Below are 18,360 nucleotides of genomic sequence, written 5' to 3' on the forward strand. Positions count from 1 at the left end.
AAATTTAAACTTTACCCTACTTTTTATTTAAATAGTTTTTCCTATTCTATTACCAAAATAGAAATAGGAGGATAATTAAAATGAAAAAGTGGGGATTTTTATTGTTCGTTGTCGTAAGCATGGGAATTACAGTAGCAGAAAGATTAGAGATTTTTAAAGATAAAGTAGAGATTAAACATTTTGTGCCTGATCATAAAATAGATGAATGTGAAACTTCTAATAGTACTCAATTGGTAGAGATAGGAGAGGAACTCGTTTTTCAAGGAAATTTACTTTTGGTCAACAATGAGTATCCTGTTCACAAGGAGAGTATCAAATCAGATGTCGTAAATTTATTTGAGCACAGGGAATTAACAGAGGGTTACGAACTATTAGATAGTGAAATTTATTTGTCTGAAGAAGTTGCAAATGCGTTTTCTGAGTTGATAGATGCTGCAGGTGATGAAGGGGTTCGTTATTTTTCTATTAATAGTGGCTTTCGAGACTTTAATGAGCAGAATGCACTTTATCAACAAATGGGCTCTAGCTTAGCTTTACCTGCGGGACATAGTGAACACAATCTAGGATTATCATTGGATGTAGGTTCTACTCAAATGAAAATGAGTGAGGCTCCTGAAGGCAAGTGGATCGAAAAAAATGCTTGGAAATACGGTTTTATTTTACGCTATCCAAAGGATAAAACCCATGTTACTGGAATTCAATACGAACCATGGCATATCCGCTATGTAGGTTTGCCCCACAGTGCGATCATACAGGAAAAGAACTTCGCCTTGGAAGAATATATGGATTATCTAAGAGAACAAAAGAACTTGACGGCAACCGTTAATGGGGAAGAATATACAGTTACTTATTACCCCATCGAAACAAGTAATGCAATAAAAGTACCAAAGAATAACAAATATTAGATGTCTGGTAATAATATTGATGGCGTTATTGTAACTGAATTCAAATTAAAATAATAATAAGGTGAAAGTAAATTTCACTTTTCCGATAGTATTTTTCGTTATGTGAGAGTAAATTATGCTTATGCGAGAGTGTTTTTCACAATGTGAGAGTAAATCCACTTATCCGAGAGTAAAATCAATTATGTGAATTTATTTTCGATTTCCGAGATTATTTTAACTATGTACGGGGTATATCATCTATATGAATTTCTATTTTTATTTTAATAATGGAAATTTTTATCAAGAAAATAGTGCAAAATAGTATTAAATGGGTATAAACATATTTTATACTTATATCAAGTTGTAATCATTCATAGGGGGATAAAATGGAACTATCTTTGTTATTAGAGTATGGATGGGTTTTACTTATTTTGATTTTGTTAGAAGGGTTATTATCTGCGGATAATGCTTTGGTGTTAGCCATCATGGCAAAGCATTTGCCTCCAGAGCAGCAAAAAAAGGCGATTAATATAGGTCTAATGCTTGCCTTTATCTTTAGGATCGGTGCTATATTTATTATTTCGTTTTTGTTTCATGTTTGGTGGATTCAAGCGATTGGGGCAGCGTATTTAATTTTCATCGCATTAAAACATTTGCTTAAAAAGGACCATGGCGGTAAAGAGAAAGCAGGAAAAAGCTACCGAGCTACTGTAGCTCAAATCGCATTAGCAGATATCGCTTTTGCAGTTGATTCGATTTTAGCTGCCGTGGCTCTTGTCATTGCATTGCCGGGTACGCCAATGGGTGATATCGGCGGAATGGATGGCGCACAATTTATTGTCATATTGATCGGTGCAATCGCTGGATTAATCGTGATTCGCTTTGCAGCAGGATTCTTTGTTAAAATCCTTACACAACGTCCTACCCTTGAAACAGCAGCCATGTTACTTGTTGGCTGGGTAGGGGTTAAGCTATTAATGCATACACTTGCGCATCCAGCTTTACACATAATTCCTCATGATTTTGTAGAAGGTCCGATTTGGAATACCATCTTTTGGTCTGTTATGCTACTAATTGCTTTAGGCGGCTGGTTCTTATCAGGTAAAAAAACAGAACAGTCCACATAAGTTACATCGACACAGAATGGCTTGGAAGTATATCAAGCCATTTTTTTATATTCGGAAAGGAGAGGAAATATGAATTTTTCATTTGATCATTTAGTTTGGTTCCATCATAATCCTGAAAAAGCAATACAACCTCTTTCAGAAAAAGGAATCTATGTTGCCCACGGAGGCCGTCATGACACATGGGGAACCTACAATACACTCAGTTATTTTGATTTAAGCTATATAGAATTTTTGGGGATAGAAGTACTAACAATTGCAGAACAACACGAAGAAAATCGATTAATTACCCAAATTGTAGACCAACTTGCTAAAGAGAATCGGGAAGGGCCTGCTAAAATAGCGATTCGAACTAATCAGATTCACGAATTAGCTATAAAGCTGAAACAAGACGGTCATACCGTTTATGGTCCACTTCCTGGGCAACGTGTAACTGCAAATGGGGAAGTAATACAGTGGACGCTGCTGTTTATCGAGGATCAACCTAATGAGCTATCACTTCCATTTTTCATCCAATGGGATAATAGTGATAAGGAAAGATTATCTGCATTAAAGGAACAAGGATTGTTAGGGAGGCATAGTGACGAAAATTCAAAATTAGAATGTGTCGGCTTTGTTGTCAGGGACTTAGAAGAAACAATTAGAACGTGGGGAGATTTATTAAATCTTACACCAAGTGAGGAGTTTTGGGATGAAGACTTACAGGCACGATGTCAAAAATTAGAATTGCCTGGAACCCATTTATTATTCTGCACACCGGATCGAGAAGGACCAGCAGAAAAGGTCTTACATGAAAGAGGAGAAACCCCATTTTTAGTGAACATAAGCCAAGCTAATCAAAACAGCTTTTTTGAATTGTTGAATGGCTATTGGCGATTTCAATAGCCAGACTATTCTAAAAAACTGTTGACATGAAATTCCAGTTGACAATATAATGATGATAGTTATTTTAAGGAGGTTTTCTGTAGACATGTTGAACTAATCCCATTAATGGCCGTTTTTAATACGAACCATTTGAAACTCTATGCGGATGAGTGAACGGGATTACTATGTCATTTTACAGATATCCGAACTAGACTAACTCCATGTAATGGACTATTAATGCATGCTCCATCTACATATAGTAGTTTGTTTCGTCCTGTTAAGCATGTCATATATATCTAAATTCACAAGTCGCAGAGAAATCTGCGATTTTTTTATTGGTTGAATGATAAAACAGAGGAGATGATTATATGATCAACACAAAATTAATTTTAATAGAAGGATTGCCTGGTTCAGGAAAATCCACTACAGCAGAAATGACAAATGAGATTTTAAAAGAATGGAATGTGGATACAAGATTATTTCTTGAGGGTAATGTCGAACATCCAGCTGATTATGAAGGAGGCTCTTACTTTTCAAAAACTGACTTTGCCAAGCTTTTGGAACAGTACCATAACGTTCAGCCTATTTTAGTAAAACATGCCATCGAACGCTGTGGTGGATTTGTATTGCCGCAATATAAGCTTAAAGAAGAACTTAATGAGACAATGGTATCCGATTCTTTTTGGGAAGTCATTTGGAATCATGATCTCTATGAGTTGCCGTTAGAAAAAAACATAGAATTAATCACGGACAAATGGCAAAGGTTCGTCGAACAAGCGATGACAGGAAATCAAACTTTTATATTTGAATGCTGCTTTATTCAAAATCCTGTAACCGTCGGCATGATCAAATATGGTGCGTCTCAGGAAGTTGTTATGAATTATGTAAAGCAATTAGCTGAAATTATTGAACCGTTAAATCCCATTTTACTTTATGTAGAACAACAAGATCTGCCTCGTTCCTTTAAAAAGGCTGTTCAAGAACGACCAAAAGAATGGTCTAATGGTTTTATGGATTACTATACTCACCAAGGCTATGGGAAAATACATGGTGTAGAAGGCATTGAAGGAACCATTGACGTTCTGGAAGCGAGAAAACAATTCGAGTCCTCCATTTTTAATGCACTAACCATTAAAAAGGTTAAAATTGATAATACACAGTTTAACAAGGATTCTCACAAAAATAGGATCATGGATGTAGTCATGAATGGTGTAAGCTTTTAATGTTAGAAATCAGAGTGCACTTTGCCTCTGATTTTTTTTATATCTCCTTCATTATTTTGTTGGATTAACCACGAAAACAATCACACTTTTATCTAAGTCAAAGTCCCAGTCGACAAAAATATCAATGACTTTCGTATCCAAAATGCCTTCAAAATGGTTATTATTATGAAGCAGCCCTTTTTCGAGCGTCCGCTTTGCGAGCTTGAGTTGTTCCTGCATCCCTTGTCTGATTAATTGCTTTTCAATCCTAACCAATATTCCATTTCGAATAACTAGGATTGTACGCTGATTTACACGGCATGCATAAATCTCTTCAGGTTTCTTTTCTGATTCAGAGCTTAAATAAATCATCTCATTAATAAGTTCTGCTTTACCAGTAAACTCTTCTGTAACGGGAAAGTCGGTACTTGTTGAATCCGTGGATATCCCTGTGAACATCGCAGATTTATTTTGTAGACTCCAGTCATAGTAGAATTCTCTTATTTCCATACCAGTAACAATCTTTATATATGCTTTTATTTCAGGGATAAGCGTCTGCATGACTAAATCTCTTGTTTGTTGAACACTTTCATCTTGTTTTTGATTCATAAGTACCTTTTCTGTTGGAGTAAGGAAATTTCGAATATAAACGATCATAAAGGTTTTACCTAATGAAACATGTACCGATTCTGGTCCTTTACCAAAATGATCACGGAGAATCTTACTTATGTAGCTACTTAACTCGGTAGATTTTTTATTAATTGGGTTTTCCAACTTTGCGAACTCCTCTTCCATCTAGGTATTTAAACCTTAGTTTCCCCCTTTCGCTGGAAATAATTAGCATGGTTTGTTACTCGGAATAAAAATATAATGAAGGTAGGTGAAGGGACAGAAAGCCATTCGCTTTGAGGAGTAGGATATGTTTTCAAGCATGAACAACAAAGTTTTAATAGACACATATTTTAATGCAGTAAAGCTAAAGTTAGACGAAGACTTTATTAAATTGTTAGAAGAAGAAATTGATCGAAGAGGGATCCAATCAGATAAGGTAGAGAGAATGGTTTAAACCATAGCTTTTTATTAAAAATTATTAACCTTCTTCCATTGTTGTTAATAGTGTAATGTAATAAGAACAGCAGCGAATGGCTTCTCGTTCTTCACTTCTTTCATTAAAATTGTACTTATTAAATAATCAGACTACTAATACTATTAAAAAAGCTAGGTCATTAGCCTAGCTTTTTCTTTTCGTTATTTTTAATAAGTGGTTATTTTCCCTTATATCTCGTTCAATAGTTTTGTATAATTTTATATTATAAGAATGTTTAAATTTGAACAGTAATGATACTTTGGTAAATGGAGTGTTAAAATGTTAACCATACGGAACGTGACAATGAATGATTTACCTGACCTTATAATCATTGAACACCTTTGCTTTCCAATTGAAGAAGCAGCTACGGAAGAAGCCTTTAAACAGCGTATTCATTTAATTCCAGATAGTTTTTTTGTGGCGGAAGAGTGTGGTGTGATTGTGGGTTTAGTGAATGGACCAGTGATTGAAAAGGAATTTATTTCAGATGATTTATTCGAGGAGATTGAGCCAAATCCTAAAACTGGCGGTCATCAAACGGTTTTAGGAGTAGCGGTGACACCGCATTTCCAAACACGGGGAGTGGCAACAGCGTTATTAGCACATCTTGAAAAAGTAGCAATATCAAAAAATCGCGAAAGTATTACACTTACCTGTAAAGAGGACTTAATACGATTTTATGAAAACTTAGGATACAAAAATAGAGGTGTTTCGAAATCGGAGCATGGCGGCGTACAGTGGTACAACATGAATAAAAAATTGCTTTAGAGGAAAGGAAGAAATGTAGTACAAATTGTAACAGGAGTGGCAGGGGAGCGATATCCATGTATGAATTAAAAACGAAGCAAACAGACAATAGTGTGATAGAATTTATCGAACAGATCGACAGCTCAAAAAAACGTGAGGATGCATACAAATTATTAGATATCTTCTCAGAGACCACAGGTTATGAAGCAAAGATGTGGGGGCCGAGTATTATTGGTTTTGGATCTTACCATTACAAATATGAATCCGGTCACGAAGGTGACGCACCACTCGTTGGCTTTTCACCGAGAAAAGCAAAAATTAGCTTATATTTTGCACCAGGTGAAACAAAACGGGAAGAGTTGTTAAAACAGTTTGGAAAACACACCACAGGGAAAGCGTGCGTGTACATTAATAAAGTGGCAGATATTGATGTAGAAGTTTTGAAAGCATTAATTATTGAATCTGTATCCTTTTTGCAAGCAATGTATCCAGCTAAATAAGACCAGTGAGCCCCTTATCCAGCAGTCCATTCATTTGCTAATAAGGGGCTCTATTTCAATTCTGTTATGGCAGCAATCCTGCTATTCCTAATAATGATAAAACAATTTCAAAAAGAATGAGAATCACAATAATCCATTCTACGAAAAGTCCACGAATGGAGTGACTAATAGTCGAAAATCCATCCATAATGTTATAGAGTATTTCGGTTTTACTTTTTAAAATCTTATAACGATCATTCAATTCGAAAAACTCGAGCATACGATCATAAAATTCACCGGCTGAACTGCTTGTCCAAGTGATGTCGGGCTTATCGAGAATCATGATGTATGCAAGGGTATTATACTCATGACGGATAATTTTTGCTGTTGTCCTTGCAAGTTCCTTATTACCGATTCGCAGCTTACCTTTCTCTAACCGGTCAATCATCGTTTCGAGCTTATCATTAATTTGCCCCAGCTGTTCTTCTGTTTTTTCCAACGCAACAGACTTTGCCAATACAGTAGAAATTAATTCAGGATAGTAATCCTCATATTCAGGAACGACAACATATTCATCTGTTAACTCAATGCTTTCGGTTTCTTTTATATGCAAGCTGTAATCGTCGCTGTAACGGTCTGCGTTTTTAACCTCAATGTCTGGCTCGAAGGAGTGGAGGTAGTTCAATAAAGCAGTTATCTCATTCGGAGTTGAGTGATTAATGAAGACAATGCTGCCAAAGGAAAATACTAGAACCATTTGTGAATCGTCCACATCTTTATAGAGGATTGATTTTAATATTTCACCCCTTAAAATTAATGGCTCCTCCCAGGTGAATTTCTTTGGTATTCCACAATGAACGGCGATTTTGTTCAGATCAATTTCATTGGTTATCGCAAATGCTTTAAAGGTTAAATCTCTCATATTCACCACTCATCTCAGGTATTTTTGTTACGTATCTATATTAGCATATGAACCGTTTAGGTAAAATAATGAAGGATAAGTGGAAAGGAAAGAGAATTAATTATGATGTACTAGTATAAAAGCCTGAAAAAATTCGGAGGAGAGATACCATGACTGAAAATTCATTTGTTTACGTTACATACATAGCGACTACACCTGAAAAGCTTTGGGAAGCTTTAACGAGCAGCGAGTATACCGAACAATACTTCTTTGGAAGCAGTATTCAATCAGATTGGCAGGAAGGGAGTGAACTTACGTATTCTCGCAATGGACAGGTTTCCGATTATGGAAAAATCCTAAAGATTGAACATAATCGTGTACTTTCCTTTACCTGGACTTATGTTGGCGATGGTGTCGAAGGGAAACTGCCTTCACGTGTGACTTTTGAATTAAAGCCGATGAAGGAAACTGTAAAACTTATCCTTAGACATGAAGATCTCCAGCCTGGTGATTTAGTCGATCGAGATGATACCTTTGAAGGATTGAACAACGGCTGGCCAGCGATAATAAGCAATTTGAAAAGTCTTTTAGAAACCGGAAAAACTTTACCTGCTGTAACAATCTAAAGATATCTTAGTAAATATTCTAATGAAAAAAATAAGTTTTATCCATTCCATTTGAAAAAAGGATTGTAATACTTTCTCCTTTATGATGAATACTAAAAATAAAAAGGAGAGATACGTATGGCCAACGAAAAGGACTATGTAGCTGCAGATTTATCATCAAATTTAGTAAGTGAAATCAAATCACTAGAAGAAAAATTAAGTGAACAAGCAAATAAAGAAGTTGTGGTTATTGCTTACGAAAAAGACAAATAAAAAAGCAAAAAGAGCCGTTATAGACGGCTCTTACCTTTATTTTGCAAATACATGATTTCCAACTGTCTTTACAACTTCGCGAGTGGTAATCCAAGAATCAGTTGCAATTTCTGGATTATAAAAATATATACAATCATTTAAACGATCTTGTCGTGTTAAAGCTTCTTCAACTGCGCGAATTGATTCCTCTGATGCAGGTTTATTTATCTCACCATTTTGTACGGGTGAAAAGGCATATGCATCTCCAACTACTTCATTAATAACACCTGTTACTGTATCTGGAAATTCAGGAGAATCCACTCGGTTTAAAACAACTGTCGCAACCGCAACTTTTCCTTCATATGATTCGCCTTTTGCTTCTGCTTCTACTAATCTCGCAAATAAGTCTTTCTCTTGAGTTGAAATAGTAACCGCAGGTGTAGCAGGAGCTGGTTCAGCTGCTGGTTCTGGAGTCGCCATTTCCGGTTCAGCTGTTTCTGGCTCCGATGCAGCAGGTTCTTCAACCTTCTTTTCGGCAGATTGCTCTACTGCTGGATCAGGTTTATTTAGAATGATTTCCTTTTGGTTATCATTTTGGTTATTTTCTTGATTCAGTTCATTCATGATTGGACCATAGGCTTGTCCAATATCTACTAGGCTCTCTACATTTACAACTTCATATTGAGTTATCGCTTCAACTGTCGAGTTGTGTATCCCGATAAATGCAAATGTAGCTACACAAGCTACCGCAACTTTTTTAAAATAAGTGTTTTTCATGTGTGCTACCTCCTGATGTTTTGTATGATATAACACTAACATGGGGAGGCAGACGATATACAGAACGATAAGGTTACATTTCTTTATGGTTTGATGAACAACATTACAGCAACGATGGAAATATGACATTATGCCTATAATCCTGTCATAATCCAACCATTTTTACGGTATAGAGGAATATTTTGCATGTAAAATGTAGGGATTGGAAATTATTTCTGAAATCTAATATTTCGGGAATGAAAATAAATGGTGATTATGCTACTATTACAATATTAAAATTATCAATCATATTGGAGATGGATTTGCGTGCTTATTTGGAAGCGTAATTTGTGGGTACTATGGATAGGGGTTTTCTTCGTATCAGCAAGTTTTTCCATGGTTATCCCGTTTTTGCCTATTTTCCTGCTTCAAATTGGTGTGCATGATCACACGGAAGTTTGGGCTGGTTTGCTATTTAGTGCTGCGTTTTTTGCTGGAGCGATTGCTTCACCGTTTTGGGGCAGGGTCGCAGATAAATATGGAAGAAAGCCCTTGTTAATCCGGGCAGGGTTTGCACTGTTTCTCGTCTATACGTTAACTGCCTTTGTTACCAATCCCTATCAGTTGTTAGGTTTGCGAATCATGCAAGGTTTGTTGAGTGGGTTCATCCCTGGTTCAATCGCATTAGTCGGTACCAATACACCAAGCAATAAAGTAGGGTACGCTCTTTCGATGATATCCTCTGCTTCGGCTTCAGGGGGTATTGTTGGACCGCTCTTGGGCGGGGGGATTGCTTCGTTAGTAGGGAATCGCGTGGCATTTGGAAGTGCTGGAATGTTCTCGCTCATTTCGACCTTACTCGTAATATTTTTCGTAACGGAGGAAAATTTCACTCCTAGTAAGGAGAAAGGTTCCATTCGAAATGATTTTAAATTGGCACTTTCAAACCGTTCTTTAATGATGGTTCTCGGATTAACCAGCCTTACATCTGCTTCTATCATGACAATCGAACCAGTTCTTCCATTATATATAGTAGAGCTTGGAGGTTCTTCCCAGCATGCCTCGTTACTAGCGGGTATTGTTTTTTCTCTACCTGGTATTGCAAGTGTCATTTTTGCCCCTATGTGGGGGAAATGGGCGGACAAAGTTGGTTTCCAAAAAATTCTCTTTATTGGATTAATGGGTGGAGGAATCGGAACCATCGCCCAAATTGTTTTCAGTAATATTTGGGGATTCTCGATTACTCGGTTTATTTTCGGTGTCTTTTTCTGTGCCGTTTTCCCGGCGTTAAATGGACTAGTAGTTAGGTCGACACAAAGCGATTTTCGTGGGCGAGCTTTTGGTTTACACCAAACCTCTAATCAAATTGGCGGGATGATTGGACCGATAATCGGAGGGATCCTTGGCGGTATTTTCCCTGTACAAACTGTGTTTGTGGTAACAGGTTTCTTACTACTGGCTGCAACTGGTGTGGCTTATTGGCATGCAAATGACTTAAATCGTGAACTTAAAACAAAAGTTACTTGACATAATTAAAAGGGATATAAATAGTAAGTAATGACACCGACAATGATACCAGTTATGCCCCCAAAAAAGACCTCAGTTGGCTGATGGCCTAATAACTCTTTTAATTTTTCTCTAGACTCCGGTTTCTTTAAATTGGGGTCTTTTAGTGTTTCAATCAGACTGTTAAAATCGGCTAAAAGTGTGTTTAGTATTTCTGCATGATAACCTGCGTGCCTTCGAACACCCATCGCATCATGCATAACAATCGCAGCTACGACAACGCAAATAGCAAATTCATTTGATTGAAACCCTGTCATTAAACCAATTGCGGTAGTTAATGAAACAATCATCGCAGTATGTGAACTAGGCATTCCGCCAGTACTAAACATTAATTTCCATTTCAATTCTTTTGAAGCTAGAAAGTGAATCGGTACTTTTACGAATTGGGCAAGGAACATGCCCAAAAAAGCAGCTACTATCGGACAGGATAAGAACATAATAACCTCCTGAATGTTAGTCAATGTACTTATATTATCAAATATAACCTCTATTTATCCCCATGAAACATGAAGAATGTGGAAGAATTATGATAAAATAGGGTTGTAAGAAAATATCAATAAACAAAGAAGTAAGAGTGGCTCTTTTGGTCACTCTTACTTTTTTTGTGATTTGGGGGTTAAGCTAATGATTCTATGGTTTCTATTAATTGCCTAATTGCTTCGTGATCGTCGGAGCCAGATGCCTCTAAACTGATTTCTGCATTATTTGGTATGGCGAGTGATAAAACGCCCATTATAGATTTACAATTCACTTTATGCCCATTGTAAGTCAGATAGATATCTGATTCAAATTGGGATGTGACCTGAACCAGTTTGTTAATTGCGCGACTGTCTAGCCCAGCCTTTCGATTAAGTTGAATTGTTTTTAGTACCATTTGAGGAAGCCCCCTTAAGATTCAAGTTAAATTACACTCTTTTATGTATGTTAGATAAAGTTTAAATATGATTTATTTAGTCATTTAATCTAGTTTGCTAACACGATTGTATGTTAGAAAATTAGACAAAAGCGACCAAAATGAAAATACATAACAAAAAACGGTCACTCCTATTTGGAATGACCGCATTTATACGTTCTATTTATATTCCCAGAAGTTCCGCTAATTTTTCTTGGTTAAAGCCAAAAACAACCTCTGTACCATTTTCATCCTCAACTACAGTAGCTGGGGTGGCAGATGCACCTAATTCAACAATTTCATCTAAATATTTAGGGTTTTCTCTAATATTTTTTTCTTCAAACTCAATTCCATTGTCCTTTAACCATAATTTTTCAGCTGTACATGGACCACAGCTTTCTTGTGTATAAATAAATACCTTACGCATAGTACATTCCTCCTTCAGTTCATTTTATTACAATTATTAAAAAAAGTCCCATCACCTGATTCCTTCATTAATTATATTTTTACAAACGAAAAGATATATGCTTAGGTTTCATGTACTACTCCATATCTATTTAAGGTTCATATTATCGTTTGCTTAACATACATATACAGTAAGATGACAAGCCGTTACGTCAGGGAAAATCCATGAAAAGGAGATACGTGCAAGGAGATGGAGTTCTTACAAGAAATCATCGCAAATTATGGATCGTTTTTATCACTAGAAGCTTTGGGAAAAGTATTAACGGATCCTGCTAGTTGGGGAGTTATTGGAACCTTAGTCATTTTAGAAGGATTACTGTCCGCTGATAATGCGTTAGTTCTAGCTGTATTGGTTAAACACTTGCCCGAGAAGGAGCGAAAGAAAGCACTGTTCTATGGAATAATAGGGGCCTATCTTTTCCGTGTTGTCGCCATTGGCATTGGTGTTACCTTAGTTAATATTGGCTGGATTAAAATAATTGGCGGTCACTATCTTTTATGGATTGTCCTTCAGAATTTCCTTAAGAAAAAGGATGGGGAGGAAGAGGTTCAAACGAAGACGGTTGGTTTTTGGAGTACAGTATTAACGGTAGAGCTGATGGACATCGCATTTAGTATTGATAGTGTCATTGCCGCTTTTGGTGTATCCAATCAGGTTTGGGTACTCTTTTTGGGAGGAATCCTGGGAATCCTAATGATGAGAGGCGTGGCTCAACTATTCTTAGCACTGATCGAACGAGTCCCTGAGTTCGAAACTACTGCATTTGTCTTAATCGGCATGATTGGGTTACGAATGATAGGTGCAGCTTTTGGCTTCCAAATGCACGAAGTAATCTTCTTTAGCTTATTAATTAGTATCTTTCTTGGAACATTCCTCGTACATTTTTTTAGGGGAAGGGTTGCCACCAAATAAATCAAACACATTTGTCTAAAACAAATGACTATCAACTTGTTTTCGTTTTGATAGTCATTTTTTTGTTTTGTACTTGGAAATATCTCTTAATGCCTGCACATGCATAAGTAAAAGAGTTTTCTACTTATTTTTAATAAGGTAAAATAATAACGCATTACTTATCATTTTTGTGTCATAGGGGGAAGATTCATGCGTGAAGAGGGATACATAGAGGTTACAGGCGGGAGAGTCTGGTATCAAATATTTAATAAAAATTCTAAAGCAACCCCAGTCATTATATTACATGGCGGACCGGGTTCTTCAAGTTATTCATTAGAAGGATTACAAGCGCTTGAAAAAGATAGACCGGTTATTTTATACGATCAATTAGGCTGCGGTAGGTCAGACCGGCCAAGTGACACTTCTCTTTGGCAGCTTGATCGTTTTGTGGAAGAATTTGCTCAAATTAGAGAAGCTTTACAATTGGATGAAGTTCATATTTTAGGCCATTCATGGGGTACAACCCTTGCGGCTTCCTATTGTTTAACAAAACCTAGCGGTGTGAAAAGTGTTATCCTTTCAAGCCCATGTCTAAGCGCACCGCGTTGGGAGCAGGACCAGGCAGAGAATTTAAAAATGCTTCCTATTGATATTCAGGAAAGCATTACCCGATGTGAAGAAGAGGGAACGACGGATTCCGAGGAATTTAAAGCGGCCATTCAGGAATTCAATAAAGTATTTGTTTGTAGAGTACAGGCAGAACCAGATCCCGAGTGGGTTAAAAAAGGGGCAGGTTATCGTAATCCTGAGATTTACAACATTATGTGGGGGCCTTCTGAGTTCAGTGTAAAAGGAAATCTAAAATATTTTGATTGTACAAATCGACTCAATGAAATCAGTTGCCCAACCTTATTTACTTGTGGACGTTATGATGAAGCAACACCTGAATCGACGGAATACTTTAGCAGTTTAGTACCAAATGGGCAATTCCATGTTTACGAAAATAGTGCTCATATGGCATATTTCGAAGAGAAGGAAGAGTTCTTACAAGTAGTAGGAGACTTTTTAAAGACTGTTGACTCCAAGTGATATAAATAATATATTTTCACCCGCCTAATAGAAAGGGCGGGTGTTTTTCTTTATGAAGAAGTATTTTGAGACTGATTTTGAGACTGGTTTTGAGACTGATTTAAGTTGAGCGCAGTTTGAGCTGCTTGTAGATCGACGCCTAGTTGCTCAGAAAGATTATTTGGATGATAATAGCCTTTATCTACCATATACTTTGAAATTTGTTCGTGAGTATCTACTGCATCCATTAGATATTGCTTTAATGCATCTCTTACTTCTGGTGTAGAGGTTTCAGTTAAGGCGAGTGCAATATTTTTTACCCCTGTCTTTGCGGAGATTAAAAAATCCGTTGCAACGACTTGATCAGTCATTGCCCCCATGCCTGCCATATTCTGCATCATTCCATTCATGATTGTTCACCTCTGTTAGTCATAAATTCTTGGATACGTTGGATTTGACCCGTTGTTTTAGTAACATCTTGCTGCAAGATATTTTTAAGCTGAGGGTCCTGGACAAGTGCACTCATTGTTGATGATTTCGTTAAACAAAGGTTTTTAAACGTGAGCAATTCATGTAACTCGTATGTTTCATGCGGTGCTAAATAGTGTGTGTTCACTGCGTTTCCTCCTTGGAATGGTATTTACCACACAAAAATTAGTTTGACCCGACCTAATAAATTAATTGAAGGGAATAAGTGGATTTAGGAGTATAAAAGGGGTGGAAAATCTTGTTCTGTCTATACCTGGATTAATGATTAAGCTCAAGGAAAACTTAATGGAAAATAATCGAATTGAGGGAATTCCAATGCTTGATACAAAAACTCGTAAGCAAGAAATATTAGACGCCTTTCATTTTCGCCATGCAACCAAACGATTCAATGACGAAAAAAAAATTAAAGACGAGGATTTTCACCTCATTTTGGAAGCAGGCAGATTGTCTCCAAGTTCAATCGGATTTGAACCTTGGAAATTTCTAATTATCCAAAACGAGACATTACGAGAAAAAATAAGGAAGGTATCTTGGGGTGCACAGGGTCAACTACTGACAGCGAGTCATTTCGTTGTAATACTTGCAAGAACCGATGTAAGGTATGATTCCGGATACGTAATTGAACATCTGAAAAAGGTTAAACAGTTTCCTGAAGAAATTCTCAGTGGTTTACTAGAACGAACGAAAAGTTTTCAAGAATTTGATTTGCCCATGTTAGATAGTGAACGTGCCTTATTGGATTGGAGCTGCAGGCAAACCTATATCGCTTTGGGAAACATGATGACAGCAGCTGCATTGATTGGTATAGATTCTTGTCCGATTGAAGGTTTTGATTATAGGGCTGTTAACGAAATCCTCCAAAATGAGGGTTTATTAGAAAACGGAAATTTGAGTGCTTCCGTAATGGCTGCATTTGGTTACCGGGAAGAAGACCCACACCGTCCCAAAACCAGAAAGACAATGGATCAAGTTGTTCAATGGGTGAAATGAATACATCCCCGTGACCTGCTTTTTGCTTATATATTTAATCCACCGTCCTATAATTCTTAATTATATTATGATCGTTAAAGTTTTAAGGATAAATAAAAGGCTGTGGAGAGTTTCTCGACAGCCTGAAAATACACCATTATGGTGGATTTTTTAAGTTCAATGTCTAATTTACTAGCTATTACTCCTTCATTTCATCCTGTTCTTTAGCTTCTACAACATGATCTGCTGCTTCAGCTTCTTGTTCTTCTACATCGAAATACTGTTCTATAGCTTCGAGTTCATAATCTACTGCTTCGACTTCATCATTTTCATGTGATACAAGGGAATGTTGTGAAGGAGCCTGGAATACGTCTGCCTCCTGAATAATAGATGGATCAAAATATACAAATTCAGTTTGCTGGTTATCATCGGAATACTGTTTTTTTAACGACTTGTCATCGACATGTATGTCTGAAGATTCATCCTTACGGTGCTTCTTTTTTTCAAAATGCTTGTCCTCACCATAGACGTCTGAAGATTTATCCTTACGGTGCTTTTTTTTATCGAACTGCTTGTCCTCAACATGGATGTCTGAAGATTCTTCCTTACGGTAATTCTTTTTACGCTTTCCTTTAGGTGACATTCTTTTACACTCCTTAAATATATTGTTTTAATCATATAATTGAAATTTCCATTATCAGCATATGCACTTGGTTACTGAGATTCCTGCACAATTCGTCCAAAATTAAACAAGAATAAGAAAAATATGGTATAATTCGTTATTACATTATGATTATAGTATCGGAGGAATATATAAAGAGATTGTACAACTCAATCTCTATTTTGAAGATTTCCAGCTGTGGATAAGGACTTACAATATAAAGCTTATAATCAAATTATGTTTGGAAGGATGTCTAGGACCTTAGGGAGGAAAAATTAATAGGTGAAGTTTCTTGAGTCTGTTTTAAATACTTTAATGTTAAGTCTAGTGGAATTATTTTTCCTTTTAGGATTCTTAATTGGTGTTGGTTTCTTATTAGGCGTGTTAGAAAAATACTCGAATAAGTTTTTATATAAAGCATTGGGACCACGGGGAGTATTGGCTACTGCTTGGATAGGTACACCCGTTCACGAACTCGGTCATCTTTTTCAGTGTTTCATTTGGGGACACCGAGTTACCAAGGTTAAATTCCTTCAATTAAACAATCCTAATGGTGTTCTTGGTTATGTGGAGCACCAATATAATCCGAGTAGTATCTATCAACAGATCGGAAACTTTTTCATTGGAATGGGACCCGTTTTCAGCGGGATTGGTGCATTGATGCTGGGGATGTACGTATTGGTACCTGAATCTTTTTACAGTTTTAGTACGTATATTAGTAACCATGTTTCTCCTGGAAGCATTGACTTAACGGTAATTGTGAATGCAACTCTTGCGATTACGGAAAGTCTCTTTACATTAGACAATTTACTTAATCCGTTATTTTGGCTATTTCTAGTATTTGCTGTTAGTATTTCCTCACATATATCGTTAAGTAAGGCCGACATCAACGGTGCTTCTAGAGGGCTGCAAATGATATTTTTAGTCTTGTTTATAATAAATCTTATCGCTGGTTTCTTGGATATAGATACCTATAGATTGATTGTCAAATTAACCGAATATAATACCTATGTATTAGCTTTTTCAAGTATTGCGCTACTTTTTTCTTTTATTACACTAGTGATATCCTTATTTTTATATAAAATGAGATCATTCTGGTGAACGTTTTCAATTGAAAGAAGGCTGAATGTATTGAAATTAATTTCTGTTATGCTCGGAGGTTTTTTGGGAGCATTAACTAGATATGGGATAGGAGAATGGATTCAAACAAATAAAGGATTTCCTCTAGGTACCTTATTAATAAACCTCCTAGGTTGTTTTTTTCTTGGATGGTTTCTTACGTTTATCACCAACAGGAAAAATATAAAACCGGAATTAACTTTATTAATTGGAACGGGTTTTATCGGATCATTTACTACTTTTTCAACCTTTTCTGTAGAGACAATCCTTTTATTTCAAAATGGAGAGACTGCCTATGGTGTCCTATATATTTTAATCAGTATTATTTTGGGGATACTGATGGCGTACTTTGGCCTAAAATTTGCTGTAGTTAACGAGGGAAAAGGGGAATCACATTGATTTGGTTAATTGGTATAGGAGGATCATTAGGTGCAGCAGGAAGGTATTTATTGGGTAATTTTATTAATAAAAAGAAAACTGGACATTTTCCATTGGGAACTTGGATAATAAATATTACTGGATCCTTACTATTGGGTATCCTTTATAAACTTCATATGACAAATGAAATAAGTGATTGGGTGTGGCTTTTTTTGGGAATTGGTTTTTGCGGAGCCTATACCACTTTCTCGACGTTTGGTTATGAAACGATTACCTTATTGCAAACTAATAAAAAATTTTTAGCAGGTATATATGTTTTAACTTCAGTAATAGTAAGTATTCTTACCGCAGCTATGGGATTTATGATTTAGTATATAAGTAAATCATGATGATATTGATGATTAATTTTCAAAAAAGAATGCAAAATAAGAGGGGAAAATACGATTTAATAGGAGGATTACGATGTCTAAGAAAAAGTATACCCCTTCAACAGAAGTAGACCAAAAGCAATTACTTAATGATAAGGTAGAAAATGCTCGAAAAAACAATTTTGAAGGTGACCATACTCGCAGAGTGACACCAAACGGCGGGCAGGGTCAATAATTTAAACAACAGGGGTTGTTGCATAGGCAGCAGCTCCTTTTCTATGTTTTAATTGGATAAAATTGCTATTGAACAAGATGTGGGAGGGTGTTATTATATAAAAGTTCCCTTCAGAGGGATAAACAAAATGAAACATATTATTGACATCGGTGATATCGATGTGGTAATATATTTTTCGTCACTTTTTTAAAAATAGTAATCTTTTGTTCTTTGAAAACTAAACAAACAAGAACGTCAACAAAAATTATTAGTTTCTTCTATGGAAACTAGCCAACGTAACAAATGAGCTAATCAACTTTCTTGGAGAGTTTGATCCTGGCTCAGGACGAACGCTGGCGGCGTGCCTAATACATGCAA

The 18,360-nt window shown here is 36.3% G+C and carries 26 protein-coding genes and 1 rRNA gene; 18 read left to right on the top strand and 9 right to left on the bottom strand.

The window, feature by feature from the left end; translation table 11 throughout:
* Positions 1-80: 80 nt before the first annotated feature.
* From vanY to F4694_RS30995, 4 genes are all read left to right on the top strand, one after another.
* Positions 81-905 carry a VanY-A/VanY-F/VanY-M family D-Ala-D-Ala carboxypeptidase gene (gene vanY, locus F4694_RS30980; protein ID WP_179603717.1) on the top strand — a complete coding sequence of 275 codons (825 nt, stop codon included), beginning with the start codon at positions 81-83 and terminating at the stop codon, positions 903-905.
* A 365-nt stretch (positions 906-1,270) separates the two neighbouring features.
* The gene (locus F4694_RS30985; RefSeq protein ID WP_179603718.1) at positions 1,271-2,011 is read left to right on the top strand and encodes a TerC family protein; all 741 of its coding nucleotides are present in this window, start codon (positions 1,271-1,273) and stop codon (positions 2,009-2,011) included.
* Positions 2,012-2,080: 69 nt separating this feature from the next.
* Positions 2,081-2,893, top strand: a complete 813-nt coding sequence (locus F4694_RS30990) for a VOC family protein (RefSeq protein WP_179603719.1) — start codon at positions 2,081-2,083, stop codon at positions 2,891-2,893.
* A gap of 350 nt (positions 2,894-3,243) precedes the next feature.
* A complete protein-coding gene (locus tag F4694_RS30995) occupies positions 3,244-4,095 on the top strand; it encodes a P-loop NTPase family protein (protein WP_179603739.1) in 852 nt (283 codons plus the stop codon).
* A gap of 51 nt (positions 4,096-4,146) precedes the next feature.
* Here F4694_RS30995 and F4694_RS31000 read toward each other — a convergent pair whose 3' ends face one another.
* The gene (locus F4694_RS31000; protein ID WP_257029508.1) at positions 4,147-4,848 is read right to left on the bottom strand and encodes a DUF2294 domain-containing protein; all 702 of its coding nucleotides are present in this window, start codon (positions 4,846-4,848) and stop codon (positions 4,147-4,149) included.
* 157 nt (positions 4,849-5,005) lie between these two features.
* On the opposite strand from F4694_RS31000, the gene sda reads away from it, so the two are divergent.
* From sda to F4694_RS31015, 3 genes are all read left to right on the top strand, one after another.
* Positions 5,006-5,140 (top strand): sporulation histidine kinase inhibitor Sda, encoded by a 135-nt coding sequence (gene sda, locus F4694_RS31005; RefSeq protein WP_179603740.1) that lies wholly within the window; start codon positions 5,006-5,008, stop codon positions 5,138-5,140.
* Between the two features lie 300 nt (positions 5,141-5,440).
* Positions 5,441-5,929, top strand: a complete 489-nt coding sequence (locus tag F4694_RS31010) for a GNAT family N-acetyltransferase (protein WP_179603721.1) — start codon at positions 5,441-5,443, stop codon at positions 5,927-5,929.
* 56 nt (positions 5,930-5,985) lie between these two features.
* Entirely contained in the window at positions 5,986-6,408 is a 423-nt protein-coding gene (locus F4694_RS31015; RefSeq protein ID WP_179603722.1) for a DUF1801 domain-containing protein, read from the top strand.
* Positions 6,409-6,472: 64 nt separating this feature from the next.
* On the opposite strand, the gene F4694_RS31020 is transcribed toward F4694_RS31015, so the two are convergent.
* Positions 6,473-7,309, bottom strand: a complete 837-nt coding sequence (locus F4694_RS31020; RefSeq protein WP_179603723.1) for an RMD1 family protein — start codon at positions 7,307-7,309, stop codon at positions 6,473-6,475.
* Between the two features lie 149 nt (positions 7,310-7,458).
* Between F4694_RS31020 and F4694_RS31025 the strand changes: the two genes are divergently transcribed.
* Both F4694_RS31025 and F4694_RS32565 read left to right on the top strand, forming a co-directional pair.
* Complete coding sequence (locus F4694_RS31025) at positions 7,459-7,914, top strand: SRPBCC family protein (protein ID WP_179603724.1); 456 nt, start codon at positions 7,459-7,461, stop codon at positions 7,912-7,914.
* A 117-nt stretch (positions 7,915-8,031) separates the two neighbouring features.
* A complete protein-coding gene (locus tag F4694_RS32565) occupies positions 8,032-8,166 on the top strand; it encodes a hypothetical protein (protein ID WP_257029509.1) in 135 nt (44 codons plus the stop codon).
* A gap of 36 nt (positions 8,167-8,202) precedes the next feature.
* Here F4694_RS32565 and F4694_RS31030 read toward each other — a convergent pair whose 3' ends face one another.
* Entirely contained in the window at positions 8,203-8,922 is a 720-nt protein-coding gene (locus F4694_RS31030; RefSeq protein ID WP_179603725.1) for a cell wall hydrolase, read from the bottom strand.
* A gap of 306 nt (positions 8,923-9,228) precedes the next feature.
* Between F4694_RS31030 and F4694_RS31035 the strand changes: the two genes are divergently transcribed.
* The gene (locus F4694_RS31035) at positions 9,229-10,428 is read left to right on the top strand and encodes an MFS transporter (RefSeq protein WP_179603726.1); all 1,200 of its coding nucleotides are present in this window, start codon (positions 9,229-9,231) and stop codon (positions 10,426-10,428) included.
* Between the two features lie 5 nt (positions 10,429-10,433).
* Here F4694_RS31035 and F4694_RS31040 read toward each other — a convergent pair whose 3' ends face one another.
* From F4694_RS31040 to F4694_RS31050, 3 genes are all read right to left on the bottom strand, one after another.
* A complete protein-coding gene (locus F4694_RS31040; protein WP_179603727.1) occupies positions 10,434-10,904 on the bottom strand; it encodes a divergent PAP2 family protein in 471 nt (156 codons plus the stop codon).
* Between the two features lie 179 nt (positions 10,905-11,083).
* Complete coding sequence (locus F4694_RS31045; RefSeq protein ID WP_179603728.1) at positions 11,084-11,341, bottom strand: HPr family phosphocarrier protein; 258 nt, start codon at positions 11,339-11,341, stop codon at positions 11,084-11,086.
* Between the two features lie 202 nt (positions 11,342-11,543).
* Complete coding sequence (locus F4694_RS31050) at positions 11,544-11,786, bottom strand: glutaredoxin family protein (protein WP_179603729.1); 243 nt, start codon at positions 11,784-11,786, stop codon at positions 11,544-11,546.
* Between the two features lie 228 nt (positions 11,787-12,014).
* Between F4694_RS31050 and F4694_RS31055 the strand changes: the two genes are divergently transcribed.
* Positions 12,015-12,737 carry a TerC family protein gene (locus F4694_RS31055; protein ID WP_179603730.1) on the top strand — a complete coding sequence of 241 codons (723 nt, stop codon included), beginning with the start codon at positions 12,015-12,017 and terminating at the stop codon, positions 12,735-12,737.
* A gap of 189 nt (positions 12,738-12,926) precedes the next feature.
* Positions 12,927-13,805, top strand: a complete 879-nt coding sequence (locus tag F4694_RS31060) for a proline iminopeptidase-family hydrolase (RefSeq protein ID WP_179603731.1) — start codon at positions 12,927-12,929, stop codon at positions 13,803-13,805.
* 50 nt (positions 13,806-13,855) lie between these two features.
* Here the strand turns inward: F4694_RS31060 and F4694_RS31065 are convergent, their stop codons facing one another.
* Positions 13,856-14,194 (bottom strand): spore coat protein, encoded by a 339-nt coding sequence (locus F4694_RS31065; RefSeq protein WP_179603732.1) that lies wholly within the window; start codon positions 14,192-14,194, stop codon positions 13,856-13,858.
* The gene (locus F4694_RS31070) at positions 14,191-14,400 is read right to left on the bottom strand and encodes a DUF892 family protein (RefSeq protein WP_179603733.1); all 210 of its coding nucleotides are present in this window, start codon (positions 14,398-14,400) and stop codon (positions 14,191-14,193) included. Before F4694_RS31070 ends, F4694_RS31065 begins: the two co-directional genes overlap by 4 nt.
* A gap of 188 nt (positions 14,401-14,588) precedes the next feature.
* Between F4694_RS31070 and F4694_RS31075 the strand changes: the two genes are divergently transcribed.
* Positions 14,589-15,263 carry an NAD(P)H-dependent oxidoreductase gene (locus tag F4694_RS31075; RefSeq protein WP_179603741.1) on the top strand — a complete coding sequence of 225 codons (675 nt, stop codon included), beginning with the start codon at positions 14,589-14,591 and terminating at the stop codon, positions 15,261-15,263.
* A 178-nt stretch (positions 15,264-15,441) separates the two neighbouring features.
* Here F4694_RS31075 and F4694_RS31080 read toward each other — a convergent pair whose 3' ends face one another.
* Positions 15,442-15,885, bottom strand: coding sequence for a hypothetical protein (locus F4694_RS31080; RefSeq protein WP_179603734.1), 444 nt, complete (start codon positions 15,883-15,885; stop codon positions 15,442-15,444).
* 300 nt (positions 15,886-16,185) lie between these two features.
* Between F4694_RS31080 and F4694_RS31085 the strand changes: the two genes are divergently transcribed.
* The 5 genes from F4694_RS31085 to F4694_RS31105 form a co-directional block, all read left to right on the top strand.
* Positions 16,186-17,004: a hypothetical protein gene (locus F4694_RS31085; RefSeq protein WP_179603735.1), complete on the top strand. Its 819-nt coding sequence runs from the start codon at positions 16,186-16,188 to the stop codon at positions 17,002-17,004.
* Positions 17,005-17,034: 30 nt separating this feature from the next.
* Positions 17,035-17,421: a fluoride efflux transporter CrcB gene (gene crcB, locus F4694_RS31090; protein WP_179603736.1), complete on the top strand. Its 387-nt coding sequence runs from the start codon at positions 17,035-17,037 to the stop codon at positions 17,419-17,421.
* Positions 17,418-17,771, top strand: coding sequence for a fluoride efflux transporter CrcB (crcB, locus tag F4694_RS31095; RefSeq protein WP_179603737.1), 354 nt, complete (start codon positions 17,418-17,420; stop codon positions 17,769-17,771). Before crcB (F4694_RS31090) ends, crcB (F4694_RS31095) begins: the two co-directional genes overlap by 4 nt.
* 91 nt (positions 17,772-17,862) lie before the next feature.
* Positions 17,863-18,003: a hypothetical protein gene (locus F4694_RS31100; RefSeq protein WP_179603738.1), complete on the top strand. Its 141-nt coding sequence runs from the start codon at positions 17,863-17,865 to the stop codon at positions 18,001-18,003.
* A gap of 297 nt (positions 18,004-18,300) precedes the next feature.
* Positions 18,301-18,360: ribosomal RNA gene (locus F4694_RS31105) — 16S ribosomal RNA — on the top strand; the annotation flags it as partial.

Source organism: Neobacillus driksii (assembly GCF_013409995.1).
GTDB lineage: Bacteria > Bacillota > Bacilli > Bacillales > Cytobacillaceae > Neobacillus > Neobacillus driksii.